This window comes from Streptomyces sp. NPDC002476, from assembly GCF_042889785.1.
Lineage (GTDB): Bacteria > Actinomycetota > Actinomycetes > Streptomycetales > Streptomycetaceae > Streptomyces.
Map to the genome: position 1 here is coordinate 18,257 of NZ_JBIARH010000053.1, position 18,956 is coordinate 37,212.

Genomic DNA, 18,956 nt, shown 5'->3' on the forward strand with positions numbered 1-18,956 from the left:
CGGTTGGCGACCGAAAAGGAGGCCGGAGGCGTCAGCAGAGGATCCAGCCCGTGGAACCGGACTTCCCCTCGACGAGGGCCGAGGCGCGGACGCACCGGTTCAGCGCGTGGACCGTCACCGGACCCGCCTGCCTGGCGTACCGGCCGCTGTCGACGACCGGCCTGCCACCGCGCGGCTGGATCATCACGGACATCGCGCGCTTCGGACCGGGCTTCCTGGCGATCACGACGGCGCAGGCGTAGGCGCGGCTCTTGTAGACGCGCAGCTCGCCGGTCTTGAACGGGACCGTCTTCGCCAGGCGCCCGGCACAGGACGTCGCGGCGTCGGCCCTGCCGGTGACGGTGCCGGTGAGCATCAGCGCGAGGGCGGTCACGAGCGACAGGACGACAAGGCGCACCAGCACGCCCCCACCTGTCCGCCCGGCCTGTCCGGCCCCACGCGTCCGCCCGGCCTCACCCGTGCCCGCGCTCATCGGCGACCCACACCCCCGATCCATCCCCCTGGCCCGCCCCCGATCAAACACGCGCGCCTTTACCCGACACCTGTACATACATGCGTACGACGCAGCAGTCCGTCCGGAGGTTGCATCCGGCACGCTCTTCCCGGCGCCCGTAGCCGCACCCGGCAGCCGTACCGAGGACGAGTCCCGCTCACACCCCCGCGGGCTCGTCCTCTCCCACGTCCTCCCCCATGCCTTCCCCTGTGAAGGTGCGCCACAGACCGGCGTAGTGGCCGTCCCCGGCAAGGAGTTCGTCGTGCGTGCCGTCCTCGACGACCCGGCCGTGGTCCATCACCACGACCCGGTCGGCGCGGGCGGCCGTGGTCAGCCGGTGGGCGACGACCAGGGTGGTGCGCCGGCCGGCGAGGCGGTCGGTCGCCTGGTTGACCAGGGCCTCGCTCGCCAGGTCCAGGGAGGCGGTCGCCTCGTCGAGCAGCAGGACGTCCGGGTCGACGAGTTCGGCGCGGGCGAGCGCGATCAGCTGGCGCTGCCCGGCGGACAGGTTGCGGCCCCGCTCGGCGACCTCGTGGAGGTAGCCGCCGTCCAGGGTGGCGATCATGTCGTGGGCACCGACCGCCCGCGCCGCCGCCTCCACCTCCGCGTCGGTGGCCTCCGGCCGCCCGTACGCGATGGCGTCCCGGACCGTGCCGACGAAGAGGTACGCCTCCTGCGGCACGACCCCGAGCCGATGCCGGTACGCGGTGAGGTCGAGGCGGCGCAGGTCGGTGCCGTCCGCCGTGACCCGGCCGCCCGTCGGGTCGTAGAACCGGGCCACGAGCTTGACCAGGGTGGACTTGCCAGCCCCGGTCTCGCCCACGAACGCGACCGTCTGACCGGCCGGGATCCGCAGATCTATGCCGGACAGCGCCTCCTCGACGCCCTCGACGCCCTCGGTGTCCGCTGCGTCCCGGACGGCCCCGGCGCCTTCGGAACCACCGGCTCCGGCGTGGCCGTCATCGGCGCCGTCGCCGCTCCCGTACGCGAAGGACACGTTCTCGAAGGCGATCTCGCCGCGCAGCGACGGCACGTCCAGCGGTTCGTCCGGGGCCCCGGTGGAGGTCGGCTCCCGCAGCAGCTCCTGGATGCGGCGGAGCGAGACACTGGCCTGCTGGTAGCCGTCGAAGACCTGGGAGAGCTGCTGCACCGGGGCGAAGAACAGATCGATGTACAGCAGGTACGCGACCAGGGCACCCGCGGTGAGGGTGCCGTTGTCGACCCGGCCCGCACCGACGATCAGCACGGCCGCGGCGGCCACCGACGACAGCAGCTGCACGAACGGGAAGTAGACCGATATCAGCCACTGCCCACGGACCCGGGCCTCGCGGTAGTGGGCGCTGCGCTCCGCGAACCGGCGCGCGCCGTCGTGCTCGCGGCGGAACGCCTGCACGATCCGCAGCCCGGAGACGGACTCCTGGAGGTCGGCGTTGACCACGCTGATGCGTTCCCGGGCCAGTTCGTACGCCTGGACGCTCTTGCGGCGGAAGAAGTACGTGCCGATCGCCAGCACCGGCAGGGTCGTGAAGACGACGAGGGCCAGCTGCACGTCCAGCACGAGCAGGGCGACCATGATGCCGAGGAAGGTGACGACGGAGACGAAGGCCGTGACCAGACCGGTCTGGAGGAACGTGGACAGCGCGTCCACGTCGGTCGTCATCCGGGTCATGATGCGGCCGGTCAGCTCGCGCTCGTAGTAGTCCAGACCGAGCCGCTGGAGCTGCGCGAAGATCTTCAGCCGGAGCGAGTAGAGCACCCGCTCGCCGGTGCGGCCGGTCATCCGGGTCTCGCCGATCTGGGCCGCCCACTGCACGAACACGACGATCAGGGCCAGCGCGGACGCCGCCCAGACCGCGCCGAGCGCGAGCCGCGTGACGCCCTGGTCGATGCCGTGCCGGATCAGCACCGGCAGCAGCAGCCCGCCGCCCGCGTCCACCGCGACCAGCAGCAGGCTCACCAGGAGCGGCAGCCCGAAGCCGCGCAGCAGCCTGCGCAGCCCGTAGGACTCCTCGGAGCGGACGGCCCGCCGCTCGTCGATGTCGGGGGTGTCGGTGGCCGGTGGCAGCGCCTCGACCTGGGCGAGCAGTTCGGGCGTGGCGGGCATGCCGGCCGCGCCGTTGTCGCGCGGTTCGTCCTTGCGGACCCACAGGCGGGGGCTGATGCCGCGTTCCGCGTCGTACTCCGCGTCGAGTTCGGCGTCGAGCTCCTCCTGGAGCGCGCGGTCGTCCTCGGCGGTGGTGGCGGGGGTGGCCGGCCGGTGTCCGGGCGAGGTGCCGCCCAGCTCGTCGGGGTCGGTGAGCAGGCGCCGGTAGAGCGCGGAGCGGCTCTCCAGTTCGGCGTGGGTGCCGATGTCGGCGAGCCGCCCGTTCTCCAGGACGGCGATGCGGTCGGCGAGGCCGAGGGTGGAGCGGCGGTGGGCGATCAGCAGGGTGGTGCGCCCGGCCATCACCTGCCGCAGGGCCTCGTGGATCTCGTGCTCGACCCGGGCGTCGACGGCGGAAGTGGCATCGTCGAGGAGGAGCAGCCGGGGGTCGGTGAGGATGGCGCGGGCGAGCGCGACGCGCTGGCGCTGGCCGCCGGAGAGGGTGAGTCCGTGCTCGCCGACCTTGGTGTCGTAGCCCTCGGGCAGGTCTGCGATGAACCGGTCGGCCTGGGCGGCGCGGGCCGCCTCCTCGATCTGCTCCTGGGTGGCGCCGGGGAGCCCGTAGGCGATGTTGGCACGGACGGTGTCGGAGAACAGGAAGCTGTCCTCCGGTACGAGGCCGATGGCGGCGCGCAGCGACTCCTGGGTCAGCTCGCGCACGTCGTGGCCACCGACGAGGACGGCGCCGTGCGTCACGTCGTAGAAGCGGGGCAGCAGCAGTGAGACGGTGGACTTGCCGCTGCCGGACGCACCGACGACGGCAACGGTCTCGCCGGGCTCGATGGTCAGCGAGAACCCGTCGAGGACGGGGCGGCCGTCGGCGTAGCCGAACCGTACGTCGTCGAACTCGACGCTCGCCGGGGCGTCGGCGGGCAGCTCCTTGGTGCCGTCCTTCATGGTCGGCTCGGTGTCGATCAGTTCCAGGACGCGTTCGACACCGGCGCGGGCCTGCTGGCCGACGGTGAGGACCATGGCGAGCATCCGGACCGGGCCGACGAGCTGGGCGAGGTAGGTGGAGAATGCGACGAACGTGCCGAGGGTGATCTCGCCCCGGGTGGCGAGCCAGCCGCCCAGGGCCAGCATCGCGACCTGGCCGAGCGCGGGCACGGCCTGGAGGGCGGGGGTGTAGCGGGAGTTCATCCGGATCGCCCGCAGTCGCCCGGCGAACAGCTTCCGCCCGACCTCGCGCAGCTTGCCGGTCTCCTGCTCCTCCTGTCCGAACCCCTTGACGACCCGGACCCCGGAGACGGCCCCGTCGACGACCCCCGCGACGGCCGCGGCCTGCCCCTGGGCGTACCAGGTGGCCGGGAAGAGCCGGGCGCGGGAGCGGCGGGCTATGTACCAGAGGGCGGGGGCGACGGCGAGCGCGACCAGGGTCAGCGGTGGCGAGAGCCACGCCATGATCACCAGGGAGATGATGAACAGGAGCACGTTCCCGATGGTCATCGGGAGCATGAACAGCAGCCCCTGGATCAGCTGGAGGTCGCTGGTCGCACGCCCCACGACCTGCCCGGTGGACAGCTCGTCCTGCCGCTTCCCGTCGAGCCGGGTGATCGTCCCGTACATCTCGGTGCGCAGGTCGTGCTGGACGTCCAGGGCGAGGCGTCCGCCGTAGTAGCGCCGGATGTACGTGGCCGCGTACACCAGGACGGCCGCGGCCAGCAGGAGCCCGGTCCAGACGGCGAGCGACCTGGTGTGGTCGCCGACCACGTCGTCGATGATCACCTTGGTGATCAGCGGGACGACGGCCATCACCGCCATGCCGGCGAGCGACGACCCGAGCGCCAGCAGTACGTTGCGCCGGTAGCGCCATGCGTAGCCGCTCAGCCGTCGCACCCAGCCCGGGGCCCGCGCCGCGCCCGTCGCGCCGCCTCCCGCGCGCTTCGCGCCCTCCGCGTCCCCTGCGTCCGTCACCGGTGCCCTCCCGATCGACCTGCTCTACCGGAAGGCACCAACGCCGTGGGCAGCGGATTTCATCCCGCCGCAACGAACACGGGGCGGTTCGGGACCTCGGTCGCAGGTCGGCTCGGGCTTCGGCCGGAGGCTGTCCGGCTCAGAGGTGGAGGCCGGCGCCCGGGCGGTCGGCGGCTGACCACCCGGGCGGATCGGCCGACAGGCCGGTCGGCGGATCGGCTACGAACGCGGCGTCGCGGTGAGCATCCGCACCGCCGGAGCCTCCGGCACCGCGGGAACCGCTTCCTGCGGGCCGGCGGGCGGGGCGATGGTGGTGGTCTGCTTCGCGGCGACGGCCGGGTTCAGGTCCTGGTGGACGGCGCGGGCGACGGCCTGGATGGTGTTGATGCCGGCATGGCCGCGGCGGCGGGCGACGCGGCGCCGAGCGCGACGGCGAGCGCCCGACGCGGTATTCGGGTCGTACCGGGCTGATTCACGTGGCGTTCCCCCTGGACTGTTGAGTCCGGCGCGCCCGTGTTGCCCGCACGGCGGGCCGGGGTAGGAATGTGCTTCCGCCGACGGAACGGGGAGAGAGCATGTCGGACGACCGGCCCACCGACGCCCAACTGTGCGGGCGGCTGTACGCCGCCCTGGAGGTGCTCCAGCGACTGGGCGACATCGACTTCCGTGCGCTGAGCCGCGAGAACACCAGGCTCAGGGCCTCGAAGAGGCCCCGCACGGAGATGACCACACCGCTGCACACGGTCGGCAAGTCGCTGCACTGGGCCCGGATGCGGGGCAATGGCGCCGCGGCCGGCGCCGTCTTCCGGACGATCCCGGACCTGATGCCCTCCGCCAAGGATCTGCCGGGCTCCCTCAACCCGGACCAGCAGCAGGAGTTCCTCCGCGGCCGGGAGGCGGGGCTCGAAGCCATCCAGAAGATCACGGGCGCCGCCGGAGCAGCCGTCGCGCCGTGAACGGCCACCGGGCCGCGCCGGGCCCCCGAGCCATCCGGTCACCGGGCCGCACCACCCCTTCGGACACCGGGCCGCGCCGGCCCCTGCCGCCCGCCCCTCACAGGTGCGTCGGCTCGAACATCCTCAGCCGGGCGGGCAGCACGACCACCGAAGGGCCCGGCTCCGCAAGGGACTTCGCCAGGTCGGCGGCCAGCGTCCCGGGGTTCGTACGGATCGCCGGGACGCCGAAGGACTCGGCGAGGGCGACGAAGTCCGGGCGGGAGAGTTCGGTCGCCGCGGCCTCGCCGAAGGCGTCCTTCATGTACTCGCGCAGGATGCCGTAGCCGCCGTCGTCGACGATCAGCCAGGTGACCGGGAGGTCGTACTGGCGGGCCGTGGCCAGTTCCGCGATCGAGTACATCGCACCGCCGTCGCCGGACACCGCCAGGACCGGCTTGGTGGGGTCGGCGACCGCCGCGCCGAGGGCGGCCGGAAGTCCGTAGCCGAGACCGCCCGCGCCCTGCGCCGAGTGCATCGTGTTCGGGTGGCGGGCGTCGAACGCCGACCACGCCCAGTAGGCGAGGATCGTCATGTCCCAGAAACTGGGGGACGTGTCGGGCAGGGCCTGCCGGACGGCGGCCAGGAGCCCCTGTTCCAGGGCGAGTTCCTGTCCGGCGAGCCGGTCCCGTACCGCTTCGAGCACCGTGCGGACGCGGTCCGCGGCCGACGGGTCCTCACGGCGGCCGACCGACTCCAGCAGGTCGGACAGGGCCTCGCGGGCATCCGCGTGGACACCGAGCGCGGGATGGTTGGCCTCCAGCTTCCCGGCGTCGGCCTCGATCTGGATCACCCGGCCGCGCGGGCTGAACGTGTGGTAGTTCGAGGAGAGTTCACCCAGCCCGGAGCCGACGACCAGCAGCACGTCGGCGGATTCCAGGAAGTCGGTCGTGTGCCGGTCCTCCAGCCAGGACTGGAGGGACAGCGGGTGCTCCCAGGGGAAGGCACCCTTGCCGCCGAAGGTGGTGACGACGGGAGCGTCGAGCCGTTCCGCCAGCGCGAGCAACTTGCCGGAGGCGTCCGAACGCACGACCCCGCCGCCCGCGACGACCGCGGGACGTTCGGCCTTCGCCAGCAACTCGGCGGCCACGGAGATCAGTTCGGGGCGGGCGTGCGGCGTGCGCGGGGTGGCGTCCATCGACGTGACGACGGGCAGGACGGTCTCGGCGAGGAGCACGTCCTGCGAGATCTCCACCCAGACCGGCCCGTGCGGGGCGCTCAGCGCGGACTCCCAGGCCGCCGCGATCGCCGACGGAATCTGCGAGGCCGTACGCACGGTGTGGACCGACTTCACGATGTCACGGAACGACGTCTGCTGGTCACGCAGTTCGTGAAGGTAGCCATGACGCCCGCCGCCCAGGCCCGCGACCGGGACCTGGGCGGCGATCGCCAGCACGGGCGCGGAGGCCGCCGCCGCCTCCTGGAGCGCGGCCAGCGAGGTGAGGGCGCCCGGCCCGGTGGAGAGCAGCAGGGGCGCCGCCTCGCCGGTGATCCGCCCGTACGCGTCGGCGGCGAAGCCCGCGTTGTTCTCGACGCGCAGCCCGACATACGTCAGGGACGAGCGGCGCAGCGCGTCGAACAGGCCCAGCGCATGCTGTCCGGGCAGGCCGAAGACGGTGGTGGCACCGAGACCCTGGAGGGTCTCGACGACGAGGTCGCCCCCGTTGCGCCCGGGCGGAGGGGCCAGGGCGGCCGCGATCTGCTCGGGGCCGTGCCTCGGCCGCTCGTCGTGGTGGCCGTGGCTCACTTCGCGCGGGCTTGTGCGATCTGGCGGGACATGACCGTGGTCAGTTCGTACGCCGTGTGGGAGGCGGCGACGGACGTGATCTCGGCGTGGTCGTACGCGGGGGCGACTTCGACCAGGTCGGCGGAGACCAGGTTGCAGGAGGCCAGTCCCCGGACGATTTCGAGGAGTTCGCGCGAGGTGAGGCCACCGGCCTCGGGGGTGCCGGTGCCGGGGGCGTGCGCCGGGTCCAGTACGTCGATGTCGATGGAGATGTACAACGGCCGGTCGCCGATGCGCTGACGGAGCTGGTCGGTGACCTCGTCGACGCCCCGCCGCATCACATCGGCGGAGGTCACGATGCCGAAGCCCATCTTCGCGTCGTCGTCCAGGTCCTGCTTGCCGTAGAGCGGGCCGCGCGTGCCGACGTGGGACAGCGCGGAGGTGTCGAGGATGCCCTCCTCGACGGCCCGGCGGAACGGGGTGCCATGGGTGTACTCGGCGCCGAAGTAGGTGTCCCAGGTGTCGAGGTGGGCATCGAAGTGCAGCAGCGCGACCGGGCCGTGCTTCTTCGCGACGGAACGCAGCAGCGGCAGCGCGATGGTGTGGTCGCCGCCGAGCGTCATCAGCCGGGCGCCGGTGGAGAGGAGGTCGTCGGCGGCGGACTCGATCGTCTCGACGGCCTCGTTGATGTCGAACGGGTTCACGGCGATGTCACCGGCGTCGGCGACCTGCGCGAGCGCGAACGGCGAGGCGTCCTGCGCCGGATTGTACGGGCGCAGGAGGCGCGACGCCTCACGGATCGCGTTGCCGCCGAAGCGGGCACCCGGGCGGTAGGAGACCCCCGTGTCGAAGGGCACGCCGACGACGGCGACATCGGCGGCGCGGACCTCGTCGAGGCGGGGCAGCCGGGCGAACGTCGCGGGGCCTGCGTACCGGGGGACGCGGGAGGAATCGACGGGACCGCGCGGCGTTTCGTTGCTGCTCATGGCGGGGGCCTTCCTGTGGCTCGTGTCTCGTATCTCGGGTCTCGGGTCTCGTGTTCGCACGCACTCGCCGCCCGGCGGCGGGGGCGGGTGGCGGCACACGGCGTACGCGGTGGCGCGCCCCGTCATGCGTCACGTCGTGCGCCCTGTCCGCCTAGGGCGTGTGTTCGAAAGTCCCGTCCGGCCCGCGACGCCTTTCGGGCGGACGACGCGTACCACCGGTGCACGGTCGTGCGTGCCGTACGCAGGCGTGCGTGGGAACGACGGTAGGTGGCCCGCGCACGGCGGTGAAGTGTACGTTTTATCCATCATCACCGTATTCGATGGATGGTTCGTCCATGTCGCAGGCCGTGTCGCAGGCCCCGGACGGGGTCACTCCGCCGCCCACTCCCCCGATTCCGCTCACGGAGCTGCTGGCCCGTGCGGAACTCGGGCTGCGCCGGATCGCGGGGCCGGCCGAGGCGGAGCTGTTGTGGGTGCACACCTCGGAGATGGCCGATCCGTACCCGTATCTGCTCGGCGGGGAGCTGCTGCTGAGCGCCGGGGTGCTGCTCAAGGACCCGGACGCGTACGTGTCCCGGCTGGTGGAGGCGGGAGCGGCAGCGCTGGGATTCGGGGTGACGCCGGTGTTCGACACGGTTCCGGGGGCGCTGATCGAGGCGTGCGACCGGCACGGGCTGCCGCTGGTGGAGGTGCCGCCTCGGACCCGGTTCACGGCGATCGCGCGGGCGGTGTGGCGGCTGATGGCCGAGGCCCGGCACCGTGAACTGCGCCGGGTGACCCGCGCCCAGCAGGCGCTGGCCTCGGCGGCGGCCCGCCCGGACCCCGTTCCGGCGGTACTGCATCAGCTGGCGGCGCAGTTGGAGGGCCGGGCGGTGCTGCTCTCCGCCGACGGCGAGGAGCTGCATGCGGCGGGCCGCCGCCCGGCCCCCGACGTCGGCGAGGCCCTGACCCGGCTCATCCGGGTGGTGTCCACCACCACGCGCCCCGCGCCCGCGTCCGCCACCGACACCGTGCGCGGGGCGCACTTGTCCGCGTACGCGCTGGGCGGAGGCCAGGGCCTGGTCCTGGCGCTGGCGACGGAGCGGCGCGCGGCGGGCGATCACACCGTGGCCGGGGTCGCGGTCGTGCTGCTGTCGTTGCTGGCCGCCCCGCACCAGGGCGCCGACGCGGCGGGCCGGTCAGCCGCCCTGGTGCGGCTGCTGCTGGGCGCGGCCCCGGAGGAGGTGGCACCGCTTCTCGGCGCCACCGAGGAGTGGACGGTGGTGCACGCCCGCCGCGCCGACGACGGCCCCGTCGACCCGCTCACGGCGGGAGCGCTGGGCGCCGCGTTCGGCTCGGCCCTGGTCGACGCGGGCCGGGGCCGTGACGCCGTGCGGGTGCTGGTCCCCGGCGACGCGCGGATCGCCCCGCAGCCGGGCTGGACGCTCGGCGCCTCCGCCCCCGCCGCGATCGCCGCTCTCGAAACCGCCGACGGGCAGGCGTCCCGCGCCCTGGGCCGTGCGGCGGCGACCCGCGCCCCGCTGGTCCGTCACCGCGCCGGCACCGGTTCCGGCCTGGCCGCACTGGTCCCGCCGGACCGGGCCGAGGCGCACGCCCGCGCGCTCCTCGCCCCGCTCACCGAACCACTGGCCGAGACCCTGCGCTGCTGGCTGAGCCTGCACGGCAGCTGGGACCGCACCGCGACGGCCCTCCGGGTCCACCGCAACACGGTCCGCCAGCGCATCGCCCGTTGCGCGGCGCTGCTGGACGCGGACCTGGACGACATGGACGTACGGACGGAGCTGTGGTTCGCCCTGCGGACGCGCTGAACGGCCGCGCACGGGAACCTGTACGGGCTCGGACCCCGCGCACGCCGTACGCGAGCGGACGCCGTGACCCCCGGGCGCGAATCGCCCGTTCCGTCACCGCAGGCCGAGGCAGGGCAACCAGTCGCGCGGGGCGTCGTGGACGACGGTGAGCAGGGCGCTCAGGGCCCCCGGGGCGCCGACGAGCAAGGAGGTCCGTGATGCGCCCGAGGTCCGGGAGGCACCGGAGGCCGAGGCGAGCACGGGGGCGGAAGCGACCGCAGAGGTCGGAGCGGGCGCGGTGAGGGCGGCGGGAAGCCGCCGCACCAGGTACTCCGCCATCCGGGAGCGCAGCACGGTGGCGGCCGGGAGGCGGGCGTGCCGGTGGAACGCGTCGGCCACCACGAGCACGCCCGCCGCGCCGTGGCACAGCCAGAGCCGGTCGGCCAGGAGGGCGCCGACGAGGTGGACCTCCTCGTCGTACCGCTCCGCGAGGGTGGTGAACGCGTCCGCCGCCCAGTCGGCCAGACTCCGGTCGCCCAGTGCGTCCGCCGCGTCCCAGAGGGCCCAGGTGACACCGGGGTTTCCGCAGCACCACGCCTGACGGGCCCGGACACCCGCGGGCGGCGGGCCGTCGAGTCCGGCGCCGTCCCAGCTCCGGACGGACCGGGCGTCGTCGAACGACTGCCGCACCAGCCAACGAGTGGCACCGCGCAGGGCGTCCAGCAGCTCGGGCCACGGGCCCACGTGGCGGACGGCGGCGGCGAGTGCGGTGACGAGCCCGGCGACGCCGTGGCCCATCCCCGTGTTGACCCGGCCCTGCAACCAGCCCAGGCGCGGATGGCCGGGGTACTGCCCGACACGCAGCCGGTACAGGTCGCCGCTGTCGCACAGCTCCGTCAAGTGCGCGGTGAACGGCATGAGTTGGCTGCGCTTCGGCTGCGGCGTGCCGACGCACAGCGCCAGCAGGGTGCCGGACGGCCCGCCGACGAGGTCGTAGTCGCACAGCCCGACGTCCACGGTCCGCCATGGGCGTCTCCATGCCTGGTCCAGCAGGTGGTCGCGGAGTCTGTCGGCGGCCCGGTGCAGGGACGGGTGGATATGGGCGCCGAGCCTCAGCCCGGCCAGTGTCCCGGCCAGCCCGCCGTCGTACAGGCCGCAATGACCGGGCCCGTGACCGATGGACCGCGCCCACGCCTCCACCGCGCGCTCGGCACTCGCCCCCGCCGCCCGTCCCGCGCCCGGCCCCGCCGCACAGCCGGCGCTCGGCCCCGCCGGACCGCACGTCTCCGCCACGAGGCGGGCCAGTACGGGAATGCCGGGATCGGGAGTCGCGCGCCCGGCCCCGCAGAAGTCGTCGAGAAGTCGGACGGCGATGTCGAGCACGACGCTGTCGAGCGGGGCGGTGCCGGACACGGCGGTATCGGACGCCGCGCGGTGCGGCGGGGCCTGGCTGCCTGGGTGCATCGGAACTCCTCGTCGAGGAGCCACCCGGAACGGGTCGGGTCCGGTGACTCCGTTCAACTCAACAGTGGACAGCTGATGTCCGGATGCTGATGTCCGGATGCGGAGCCGCCGGCGCAGGACTCCGTGTCTCGTGGATCGGTCACGGCAGGGCGACGTTGTCGTCCAGCCAGTTTCCCGCTTCGGTACCGACTGAAAGAGATATTGCAATTATTCGTATTTTGGACGGTTGTGCGCGAGGCGCAGCTCGCGAGCAGCACGCAGCCGTTCGCGCCGTCGCGCGAGCCGGAGGCGCCCGACAACGAGCCGAAGAGTTCGGACCGCTCGCCGTGCGACGGACAGGTGTGACGCGGTCCGCTCGGCCCTCGGGGCCGCCTGGCTCGCGGATCCGGGCGCCGACCACCGGTCCCGGACGGACGGCCCTGGACAGCGGCAGTGACCGCCGGGTAACTTCTGACATTATCTGAGCAAGCGCTTAGCCAGTCCGGCAGGAGCCCGGCTCACAGCGGACCGAAGCCAACCGGGGCCGGCCGAACCCGCCCGCAGATGATCAAGGAGGCACCCGTGCGCCGTACGGTATTCGACGAGGACCACGAGGCGTTCCGGGAGACCATACGCGCCTTCATCGAGGCCGAGGTCGTCCCCCACTACGACGAGTGGTTCCAGCAGGGCATCGTGCCGCGCGAGCTCTACGGCAAGCTCGCCGAGCTGGGCCTGTTCGGCATCAACGTGCCGGAGGAGTTCGGCGGCGCCGGTCTGGAGACGCACAAGTTCGAGGCCATCCAGTACGAGGAGACCGCCCGCGCGGGCGTCAACTTCGGCGGTTCCGGTGTGCACGTGCTGCTCGCCCTGCCGTACATCAAGATGCTGGCCGCCGAGGACCAGAAGAAGCGCTACCTGCCGAAGTTCGTCTCCGGTGAGGAGATGTGGGCCCTCGCGATGACCGAGCCGGGCACCGGCTCCGACCTCGCGGGCATGAAGACCACCGCCAAGCTCTCGGACGACGGCACGCACTACGTGCTCAACGGGTCCAAGACGTTCATCACGGGCGGTGTCCATGCCGACCGCGTGATCGTCTGCGCCCGGACCTCCGCGCCGACCGCCGAGGACCGCCGCTTCGGCATCTCCCTGTTCGCCGTCGACGCCAAGTCCGAGGGCTACTCCATCGGCCGCAAGCTCGACAAGCTCGGCCTGCGCACGTCCGACACCGCCGAGCTGGCGTTCGTCGACGTGAAGGTGCCCACTGCGGACCTTCTCGGCGAGGAGAACAAGGGCTTCTACTACCTCGGCCAGAACCTGCCGTCCGAGCGCTGGGGCATCGCCTACGGCGCGTACGCGCAGGCCAAGGCCGCCGTCGCGTTCGCCAAGCAGTACGTGCAGGAGCGCACGGTCTTCGGCAAGCCGGTCGCGTCCTTCCAGAACACCAAGTTCGAACTGGCCGCCTGCCAGGCCGAGGTGGACGCCGCCGAGGCCGTCGCCGACCGCGCACTGGAGGCCTTGGACGCCGGTGAGCTGACCGCCGCCGAGGCCGCGTCCGCCAAGCTGTTCTGCACCGAGGTCGCGCACCGCGTCATCGACCGCTGCCTCCAGCTCCACGGCGGCTACGGCTACATGAACGAGTACCCGATCGCCCGCCTCTACGCGGACAACCGGGTCAACCGCATCTACGGCGGCACCAACGAGGTCATGAAGTCGATCATCGCCAAGTCGATGGGCCTGTAGGACGGGCGCGTTCCTTCGATGAGCACGGCACTCGACTCCCTGCTCGATCTGCTCGACCTGGAGCAGATCGAGCGGGACATCTTCCGGGGCACGAGCCGCTCGGCGGTCATCCCCCGGGTCTTCGGCGGCCAGGTCGCGGCCCAGGCCCTGGTCGCCGCGGGCCGTACCGTCCCCGGCGACGGAACAAGCGGTTCCGACCCGTCCTCCGGTCAGGGGCTCGCGGTCCCGGCCGCCCATTCCCTGCACGCGTACTTCCTGCGGCCGGGCGATCCCGGCGCGCCGATCGTCTACGACGTCGACCGCATCCGGGACGGGCGTTCCTTCACCACCCGCCGAGTTGTCGCCGTCCAGCACGGGCAGCCGATCTTCCACCTCTCGGCGTCGTTCCAGAGGTACGAGGAGGGGCTGGAGCACCAGGCTCCGATGCTGCCCGCCCCGGACCCGGAGACACTGCCGACGGCCGAGGAGATGCTGCCCCGGTACGCGGACCGCTTCAGCGACCCGGGGGTGGTGGACCGGCTGATCGAGGCGCGTGCCGCGGTCGATCTCCGGTACGTGGACGAGCCGCCGTTCGCCACGGTCGGGCAGCCTCGCGAGCCCCGCTCGCAGGTGTGGTTCCGCACCAACGGCAAGCTCGACGACGACCCGCTGCTGCACGTCTGCATGGCGACGTACGTCTCCGACATGACGCTGCTGGACTCGGTACTGCTCGCGCACGGGCGCGGGGGCTGGGCGGTCGGTGACGTGGTCGGGGCGAGCCTGGACCACGCCATGTGGTTCCACCGGCCGTTCCGGGCCGACGAGTGGCTGCTGTACGACCAGGAGTCGCCGTCCGCGTCCGGCGGCCGCGGCCTCGGCCAGGCCCGTATCTACACGCGGGACGGCCGGCTCGCGATCACGGTGATCCAGGAGGGCGTGGTCCGCGTACCTCGGTGACCGGGACATGGGCACGGGCCGACCCCGGCGTCGGCCCGTGCCGCCACCGGGTCGGCGTGCGGCCGCCACCGTGCGGCGGCTCGATGCCGCCCGTACCGCCCCGTGCCCCGCCCCGCAACGGCCGCTGCCCCGATCGTTCCACCGGCCGGGGGACGGGCCGGACCGGCACCGGAAGCGTCGCGCTCCCGCCCGGCGCCCGGTTCAGAGCAGTCCTGCCGCGTCCAGGAGGTAGTCCGTGAGCGGGTCGTAGAAGCGGGGATCCAGCACGTGGTCGTCCAGCGGCACGACCACCTGGAGCGTCCCCTCCGCCTCTCCGAGGAACAGCGCCGGGTCGTTGCAGTCCGCGTACCCCACCGCGTCCAGCCCCCGCTGCCCCGCGCACCCCGCCCAGCCGTGGTCGGCCACCACCAGGTCGGGCAGCGGGCGGCCCTCCCGTTCCAGACCGTCCAGGATCGCGGCCATCGGGGCGGGCGAATGGGTGTGCCAGAGCGTCGCGCCGCGCTCCTGCACCGCGACGTCCGCGAACTGGAACACCATGCCCTCGTCGGCCACCAGCCCCGACGGAATCCGTACGATCTCGCATCCGGCGGCCCGCAGCGCCTGCGCGGTCTGCCGGTGCACGTCGAGAAGACCTCCCGGGTGCCCGGTCGCGAACAGCACCCGTTCCGAAGCCTCCGCCGCCTTCCGCAGCCGCGCCGCCATCCGCTCCAGGGCGGCGACGGTCAGCTCCGGGTCGATGGTGTCCTGCCCGAACCGGTGCTCCGGGTCGTCGCTGACCCCGCAGCGCTCGGCCATCACGGCCAGCACATCCTGCTCGTCGCACCACCGGTCGCCGAGTTCCAGTCCCAGCCAGTAGTGACGGTCGCCGTTGGCGAGCTTGCGGTAGTGGGAGAGATTGTTGTCGCGGGGTGTGGCGACGTCCCCGGCGATGCGCGTACGGACGAGGTGTTCGACGAGGGCGGCACGTCTGGGTATCGGCATGAACCCATTGTGCCGTCAGGTGTGCGCAGTGTGCCGGGCTCTTGCTGTGACAGGGCCGTCCCCCTCCGCTCTTCTCCGCTCTTCTCCGCTCTCCTGCGTCGGCCCCTGCCACCCCCGTCCTCACCCGCCGGACCGGGCGTCGGCCGGACTCCCGGGCTCCGGGCAGCCGCGCCCCGGGCTCCGGGGAGCCGCGCTCGGGGAAGGCGCTCAGGGAAGCCGCGTCGAGTACGTGATCTTCTCCAGGTGGTAGTACCGGGCGACGCACTGCCCCGGCCACAGCCTCTTCCCGTTGCCGCCGAACGGCTCCCCCATCCCGCTGACCGACACCGGTGTGTACGGCAGCACTCGGGCCCCGCGCGCCGCTCCCTCCCGCAGTGAACGGTCCTGGCGGTCCCAGCGCTGGGCGCGTACGTCCATCTGCTGTTCCAGCCGGAACAGCGGGACGGCGAGCCCGACGCAGGTCAGCGCGCACAGGGCCGCCGCGACCGCCGCCGACACCGTCACCGTGCGCACCCCCGTAGCCGTGCGCGCCCCCGTAGCCCGTCGGCGGGAGCGCCGTGCACGCCCCAGCAGCGCACGCCCCAGCAAGGCTCCGGCGCACACCAGGAGCAGCACGTACAGCAGCAGGAAGTCGCCCCAGACGCGGGGCGCGTTCGCCACGTTCCCCCCGAAGGCGGGGAGGGCGACGACGGTGCAGAGGTATCCGGCGATCAGGAAGGCGAGGAAGCCGACGAGCAGGAGGACGAGGGGGCGGCGTCCCAGCGGCCCGTCCGGCCACGCATCCCCCGCCCCCTGCCCGCCCCTCTCCCGTTCCTCCGCCCCCCGTCCGTCGCGTCGTACCAGCAGTCCCAGCAGCACGCCGGCCGCGACCGCCCCCAGGTACTGCCACGTCGTGAGGACCGTTCCCAGGATGTCGCCGAAGGACCGCAGCGCGTCGCCCAGCGCCTGTGGGCCGAGGATGGTGGTGGAGTCGGCACCGAACCGTTCGCGGCGGGTGCGCGCGCCCGGTGAGAGGTACAGGATGGCCGCCCCGATCACGACCCCGGCGACGGCGACCCCGCACCATACGCGGGTACGGGTCCGGGCGGGCCCCGGAACCGCCCGGTGACTGAGCAGCAGGACGGCCGCGAGAAGGACGAGGACGACGACCGCGGTCTCCTCCGACAACGTGCCGATGAAGACCCCGGCCACGAGCGCGACGCCCAGCGCGAGACCCCGCCCCCGGCGGGTCCGCGCCCGCAGCAGCGGAATCACGGCGGCGCAGGCCAGGACCGGTGAAACGGTGTGCGAGACGGAGGAGGCGGGCCAGTAGAACACCTTGTACGTGTTCGACGTGGCCAGGAGGAACACGGCCGTGGCCATCGCCGCCACCAGCAGGACGAGGCCGCGGGGCGCGGTCAGCCGGGCCCTGCCGAGCGCGGAGGCGACCAGCGCCCAGAGGACGCCCAGCATGACCACCCCGCTGACCAGGGCGAACCACTGGTGTCCGGCGACGCCGAAGGCTCCGTACGCGACGACGAGCAGCGAGTTGGCGACCCGTCCGTTGTCCTGGAGGTAGAACTTCGCGATCATCCCGGCGGCGCCCTCGTCGCGCACGACCGGGAGGAAGCACCAGTCGTCCGCCCCCGGACGGACCAGGCGGCCGATCCAGAAGGCCAGGCCGAGCAGGGCGAGCGGCAGGAGGGCGAGCAGCGGCAGCGCCCGCACCGGGATCCGGTTCGTCACGCACCGGCCCGTACGGTCGGAGTCCGGGGCGGTCCCGGCATCCGGGGCGGCCTCCGCGTCGTCGTCCGGGCGGATCGGGCCCCCGCCCCTTTGTCGCTCGTCGTCGGTGGTCTTCGGCGTTTCCGCGGCCATGTGCGCTGGGACCTTCCGTACGGGGCTCACGCCATACGTGTCTGTGTCACCACACGCGTCTGTGTCGCGATGCGTGTGGCTGTGTGTGGTGCGCCTCGGGGTTCGCGGACGGCGCGGGGGATCAGGGCGCGGTGCGCCCGGCGCGGTTCCCGGCCGGTGCGGTACGTCGACGGGTCAGGTCCGCGCCGGTGCCGATGGCCCAGCGGGCGAGGAGGAACGAGAAGGGCGTGGCGAGGATTCCCGCGGCGAGTGCGGCGACGTTCTTGCCCAGGCCCAGACGGCTCACGCCGATGTAGAGCAGTGTCCCGGTGAGTACGAGATTGACGACGCTCGACAGCGGATACCGGAAGAGGGCCTGCCAGGTCGGCTTCGTCCGGCAGGTGATGTACGAGTTGAGCAGAAACGAGCCCAGAACGCTGATCAGGTATCCGATGACATGCGCGGCCAGATAGGGAATCCAATTGTTCAGCGAGGCGTACGCCGCCAGATATACCGCCGTATTGATGAAGCCGATCGCCACGAATGCGATGAACTGGCGCATCGTACGGAATCCGGACGCGCCGATCGCGGTCGCCCCGGACGGCCGCGCACGTGATCGTTCGACCGCGGGGGCCGGCGGCCCCGGGCGGCCCTCCGTCCGCCGTCCTTCGACCGGCGGGAGTGCCCTCGTCCTCGCCGTGTCGTTCGTTTCACGCACCACGTAGTGCGGACGGCGTTTCGTCTCGCAGTAGATGCGCCCCACGTATTCACCGATGACGCCGAGCGTCGCGAGCTGGATTCCGCCGAGGGCGACGACGGTGGTCAGCAGGGTGGTGTAGCCGGGCACGACGACGCCGTGCAGGGCCACCTCGGCGATGATCCACAGGGCGTATCCGAATGCCGTGAGCGCGAGCGCGAGACCGGCGTGGATGGCCAGGCGCAGCGGGCGGCTGTTGAACGAGATCAGCCCGTCGACCCCGTAGTTGAACAGCCGTCTGCCGCCCCACTTCGAACATCCCGCCGCACGCTGCATGTTCCGGTAGGTGAAGCTGACCGTGTCGAAGCCGATCCAGGAGAAGATCCCCTTGGAGAACCGGTTCGTCTCGGGCATCGCGAGCACGGCGTTCACGGCGTCGCGCGACAGCAGCCTGAAATCGCCCTCCCCGTCCACGACCTCGACGTCCATGCACCGGCCCATGGCCTTGTAGTAGGCGGAGCTGAGGAGGGTGCGCAGGGCGCCCTCCCCGGTACGGTCCCGTCGTGCGACGACCTGGTCGTAGCCGCAGCGCCGTAGTTCCAGCATGCGGGGCAGCAGGTCGGGCGGGTGCTGGAGGTCGGCGTCCATGAGGACGACGGAGTCGCCGCGGGACATGCGCAGCCCCGCGAGCATGGCCGCCTCCTTGCCGAAATTGCGGCTGAAGGAGGTGTAGCGGACCCGCCGGTCGGCGGTGGCGAGCGAGCCGATCCTGAGTCTGGTGCGATCGCTGCTGCCGTCGTCGACGTAACAGATCTCGAAGGTCCGACGGGTCGAGTCGAGGGCGCAGACCAGCGCACGATGAAATGCGTCGATCACCTCGTCCTCATTGAAACAGGGGACAACGACCGAAACCTGACATGTTTTCATTCAAATTTCCCATCAGGCGTGGCGGGACAGCTCAAACCATATGCCTGGCGGTCATCGCAACACCTGATCGACGGAGCCCGCGAAGAAAAAGGAAAGGGAATTTGAGGAATGACCTCCGCGCCACCGCATCAATTCATATATTCAGGGCGACCCGGAGCCGGAAGCACGGCCCCGCCCACGCATGTCCCCCCTGCCGCCGGAGCAGCGGCGTCGCACGGCAGGCGGCAGCTCGAAGACAGCCCTGACGACCTGGGGAGCAATAAGGGCTGTCCCGTAATCCCTGGCGGGCGCGCGACGACAGCTGCGGCACCTCGCCGCGTTGTCGGAACGTCCGCATACATCCAGTATGCGGACG

Annotated in this window: 12 protein-coding genes; 4 read left to right on the plus strand and 8 right to left on the minus strand. The window is 72.4% G+C overall.

All coding sequences use genetic code 11. The annotated features are described in order from the left end of the window. Positions 1–31: 31 nt before the first annotated feature. Positions 32–355 (minus strand): hypothetical protein, encoded by a 324-nt coding sequence (locus tag ACFYXM_RS33335; RefSeq protein ID WP_389295131.1) that lies wholly within the window; start codon positions 353–355, stop codon positions 32–34. Positions 356–650: 295 nt separating this feature from the next. Beyond that, the gene (locus ACFYXM_RS33340; RefSeq protein ID WP_389295133.1) at positions 651–4,472 is read right to left on the minus strand and encodes an ABC transporter ATP-binding protein; all 3,822 of its coding nucleotides are present in this window, start codon (positions 4,470–4,472) and stop codon (positions 651–653) included. Positions 4,473–5,125: 653 nt separating this feature from the next. Here ACFYXM_RS33340 and ACFYXM_RS33345 point away from each other — a divergent pair. Then, positions 5,126–5,506, plus strand: a complete 381-nt coding sequence (locus ACFYXM_RS33345) for a hypothetical protein (RefSeq protein ID WP_389295115.1) — start codon at positions 5,126–5,128, stop codon at positions 5,504–5,506. Positions 5,507–5,603: 97 nt separating this feature from the next. Here ACFYXM_RS33345 and ACFYXM_RS33350 read toward each other — a convergent pair whose 3' ends face one another. Together ACFYXM_RS33350 and speB are read right to left on the minus strand one after the other, a co-directional pair. Next, positions 5,604–7,289, minus strand: a complete 1,686-nt coding sequence (locus ACFYXM_RS33350; protein WP_389295116.1) for a thiamine pyrophosphate-binding protein — start codon at positions 7,287–7,289, stop codon at positions 5,604–5,606. After that, on the minus strand, positions 7,286–8,254 hold the full coding sequence (gene speB / locus ACFYXM_RS33355) for an agmatinase (RefSeq protein ID WP_389295117.1): 969 nt from the start codon (positions 8,252–8,254) through the stop codon (positions 7,286–7,288). Before speB ends, ACFYXM_RS33350 begins: the two co-directional genes overlap by 4 nt. 335 nt (positions 8,255–8,589) lie before the next feature. Between speB and ACFYXM_RS33360 the strand changes: the two genes are divergently transcribed. Further along, entirely contained in the window at positions 8,590–10,062 is a 1,473-nt protein-coding gene (locus ACFYXM_RS33360; protein WP_389295119.1) for a PucR family transcriptional regulator, read from the plus strand. Positions 10,063–10,155: 93 nt separating this feature from the next. Here ACFYXM_RS33360 and ACFYXM_RS33365 read toward each other — a convergent pair whose 3' ends face one another. Continuing rightward, positions 10,156–11,505 (minus strand): lanthionine synthetase LanC family protein, encoded by a 1,350-nt coding sequence (locus tag ACFYXM_RS33365; protein WP_389295121.1) that lies wholly within the window; start codon positions 11,503–11,505, stop codon positions 10,156–10,158. A 561-nt stretch (positions 11,506–12,066) separates the two neighbouring features. On the opposite strand from ACFYXM_RS33365, the gene ACFYXM_RS33370 reads away from it, so the two are divergent. Both ACFYXM_RS33370 and ACFYXM_RS33375 read left to right on the plus strand, forming a co-directional pair. Next, on the plus strand, positions 12,067–13,224 hold the full coding sequence (locus tag ACFYXM_RS33370) for an acyl-CoA dehydrogenase family protein (protein ID WP_389295123.1): 1,158 nt from the start codon (positions 12,067–12,069) through the stop codon (positions 13,222–13,224). 18 nt (positions 13,225–13,242) lie between these two features. Next, positions 13,243–14,160, plus strand: a complete 918-nt coding sequence (locus ACFYXM_RS33375) for an acyl-CoA thioesterase II (RefSeq protein WP_351519036.1) — start codon at positions 13,243–13,245, stop codon at positions 14,158–14,160. 201 nt (positions 14,161–14,361) lie between these two features. Here the strand turns inward: ACFYXM_RS33375 and ACFYXM_RS33380 are convergent, their stop codons facing one another. The 3 genes from ACFYXM_RS33380 to ACFYXM_RS33390 all read right to left on the minus strand — a co-directional run bounded on the left by ACFYXM_RS33380 (position 14,362) and on the right by ACFYXM_RS33390 (position 18,601). Next, positions 14,362–15,141, minus strand: coding sequence for a phosphatase (locus ACFYXM_RS33380; RefSeq protein ID WP_389295125.1), 780 nt, complete (start codon positions 15,139–15,141; stop codon positions 14,362–14,364). Positions 15,142–15,348: 207 nt separating this feature from the next. Then, a complete protein-coding gene (locus ACFYXM_RS33385; protein WP_389295127.1) occupies positions 15,349–16,998 on the minus strand; it encodes a DUF6056 family protein in 1,650 nt (549 codons plus the stop codon). Between the two features lie 121 nt (positions 16,999–17,119). Further along, on the minus strand, positions 17,120–18,601 hold the full coding sequence (locus ACFYXM_RS33390) for a glycosyltransferase (protein ID WP_389295129.1): 1,482 nt from the start codon (positions 18,599–18,601) through the stop codon (positions 17,120–17,122). Between the last annotated feature and the right edge of the window lie 355 nt (positions 18,602–18,956).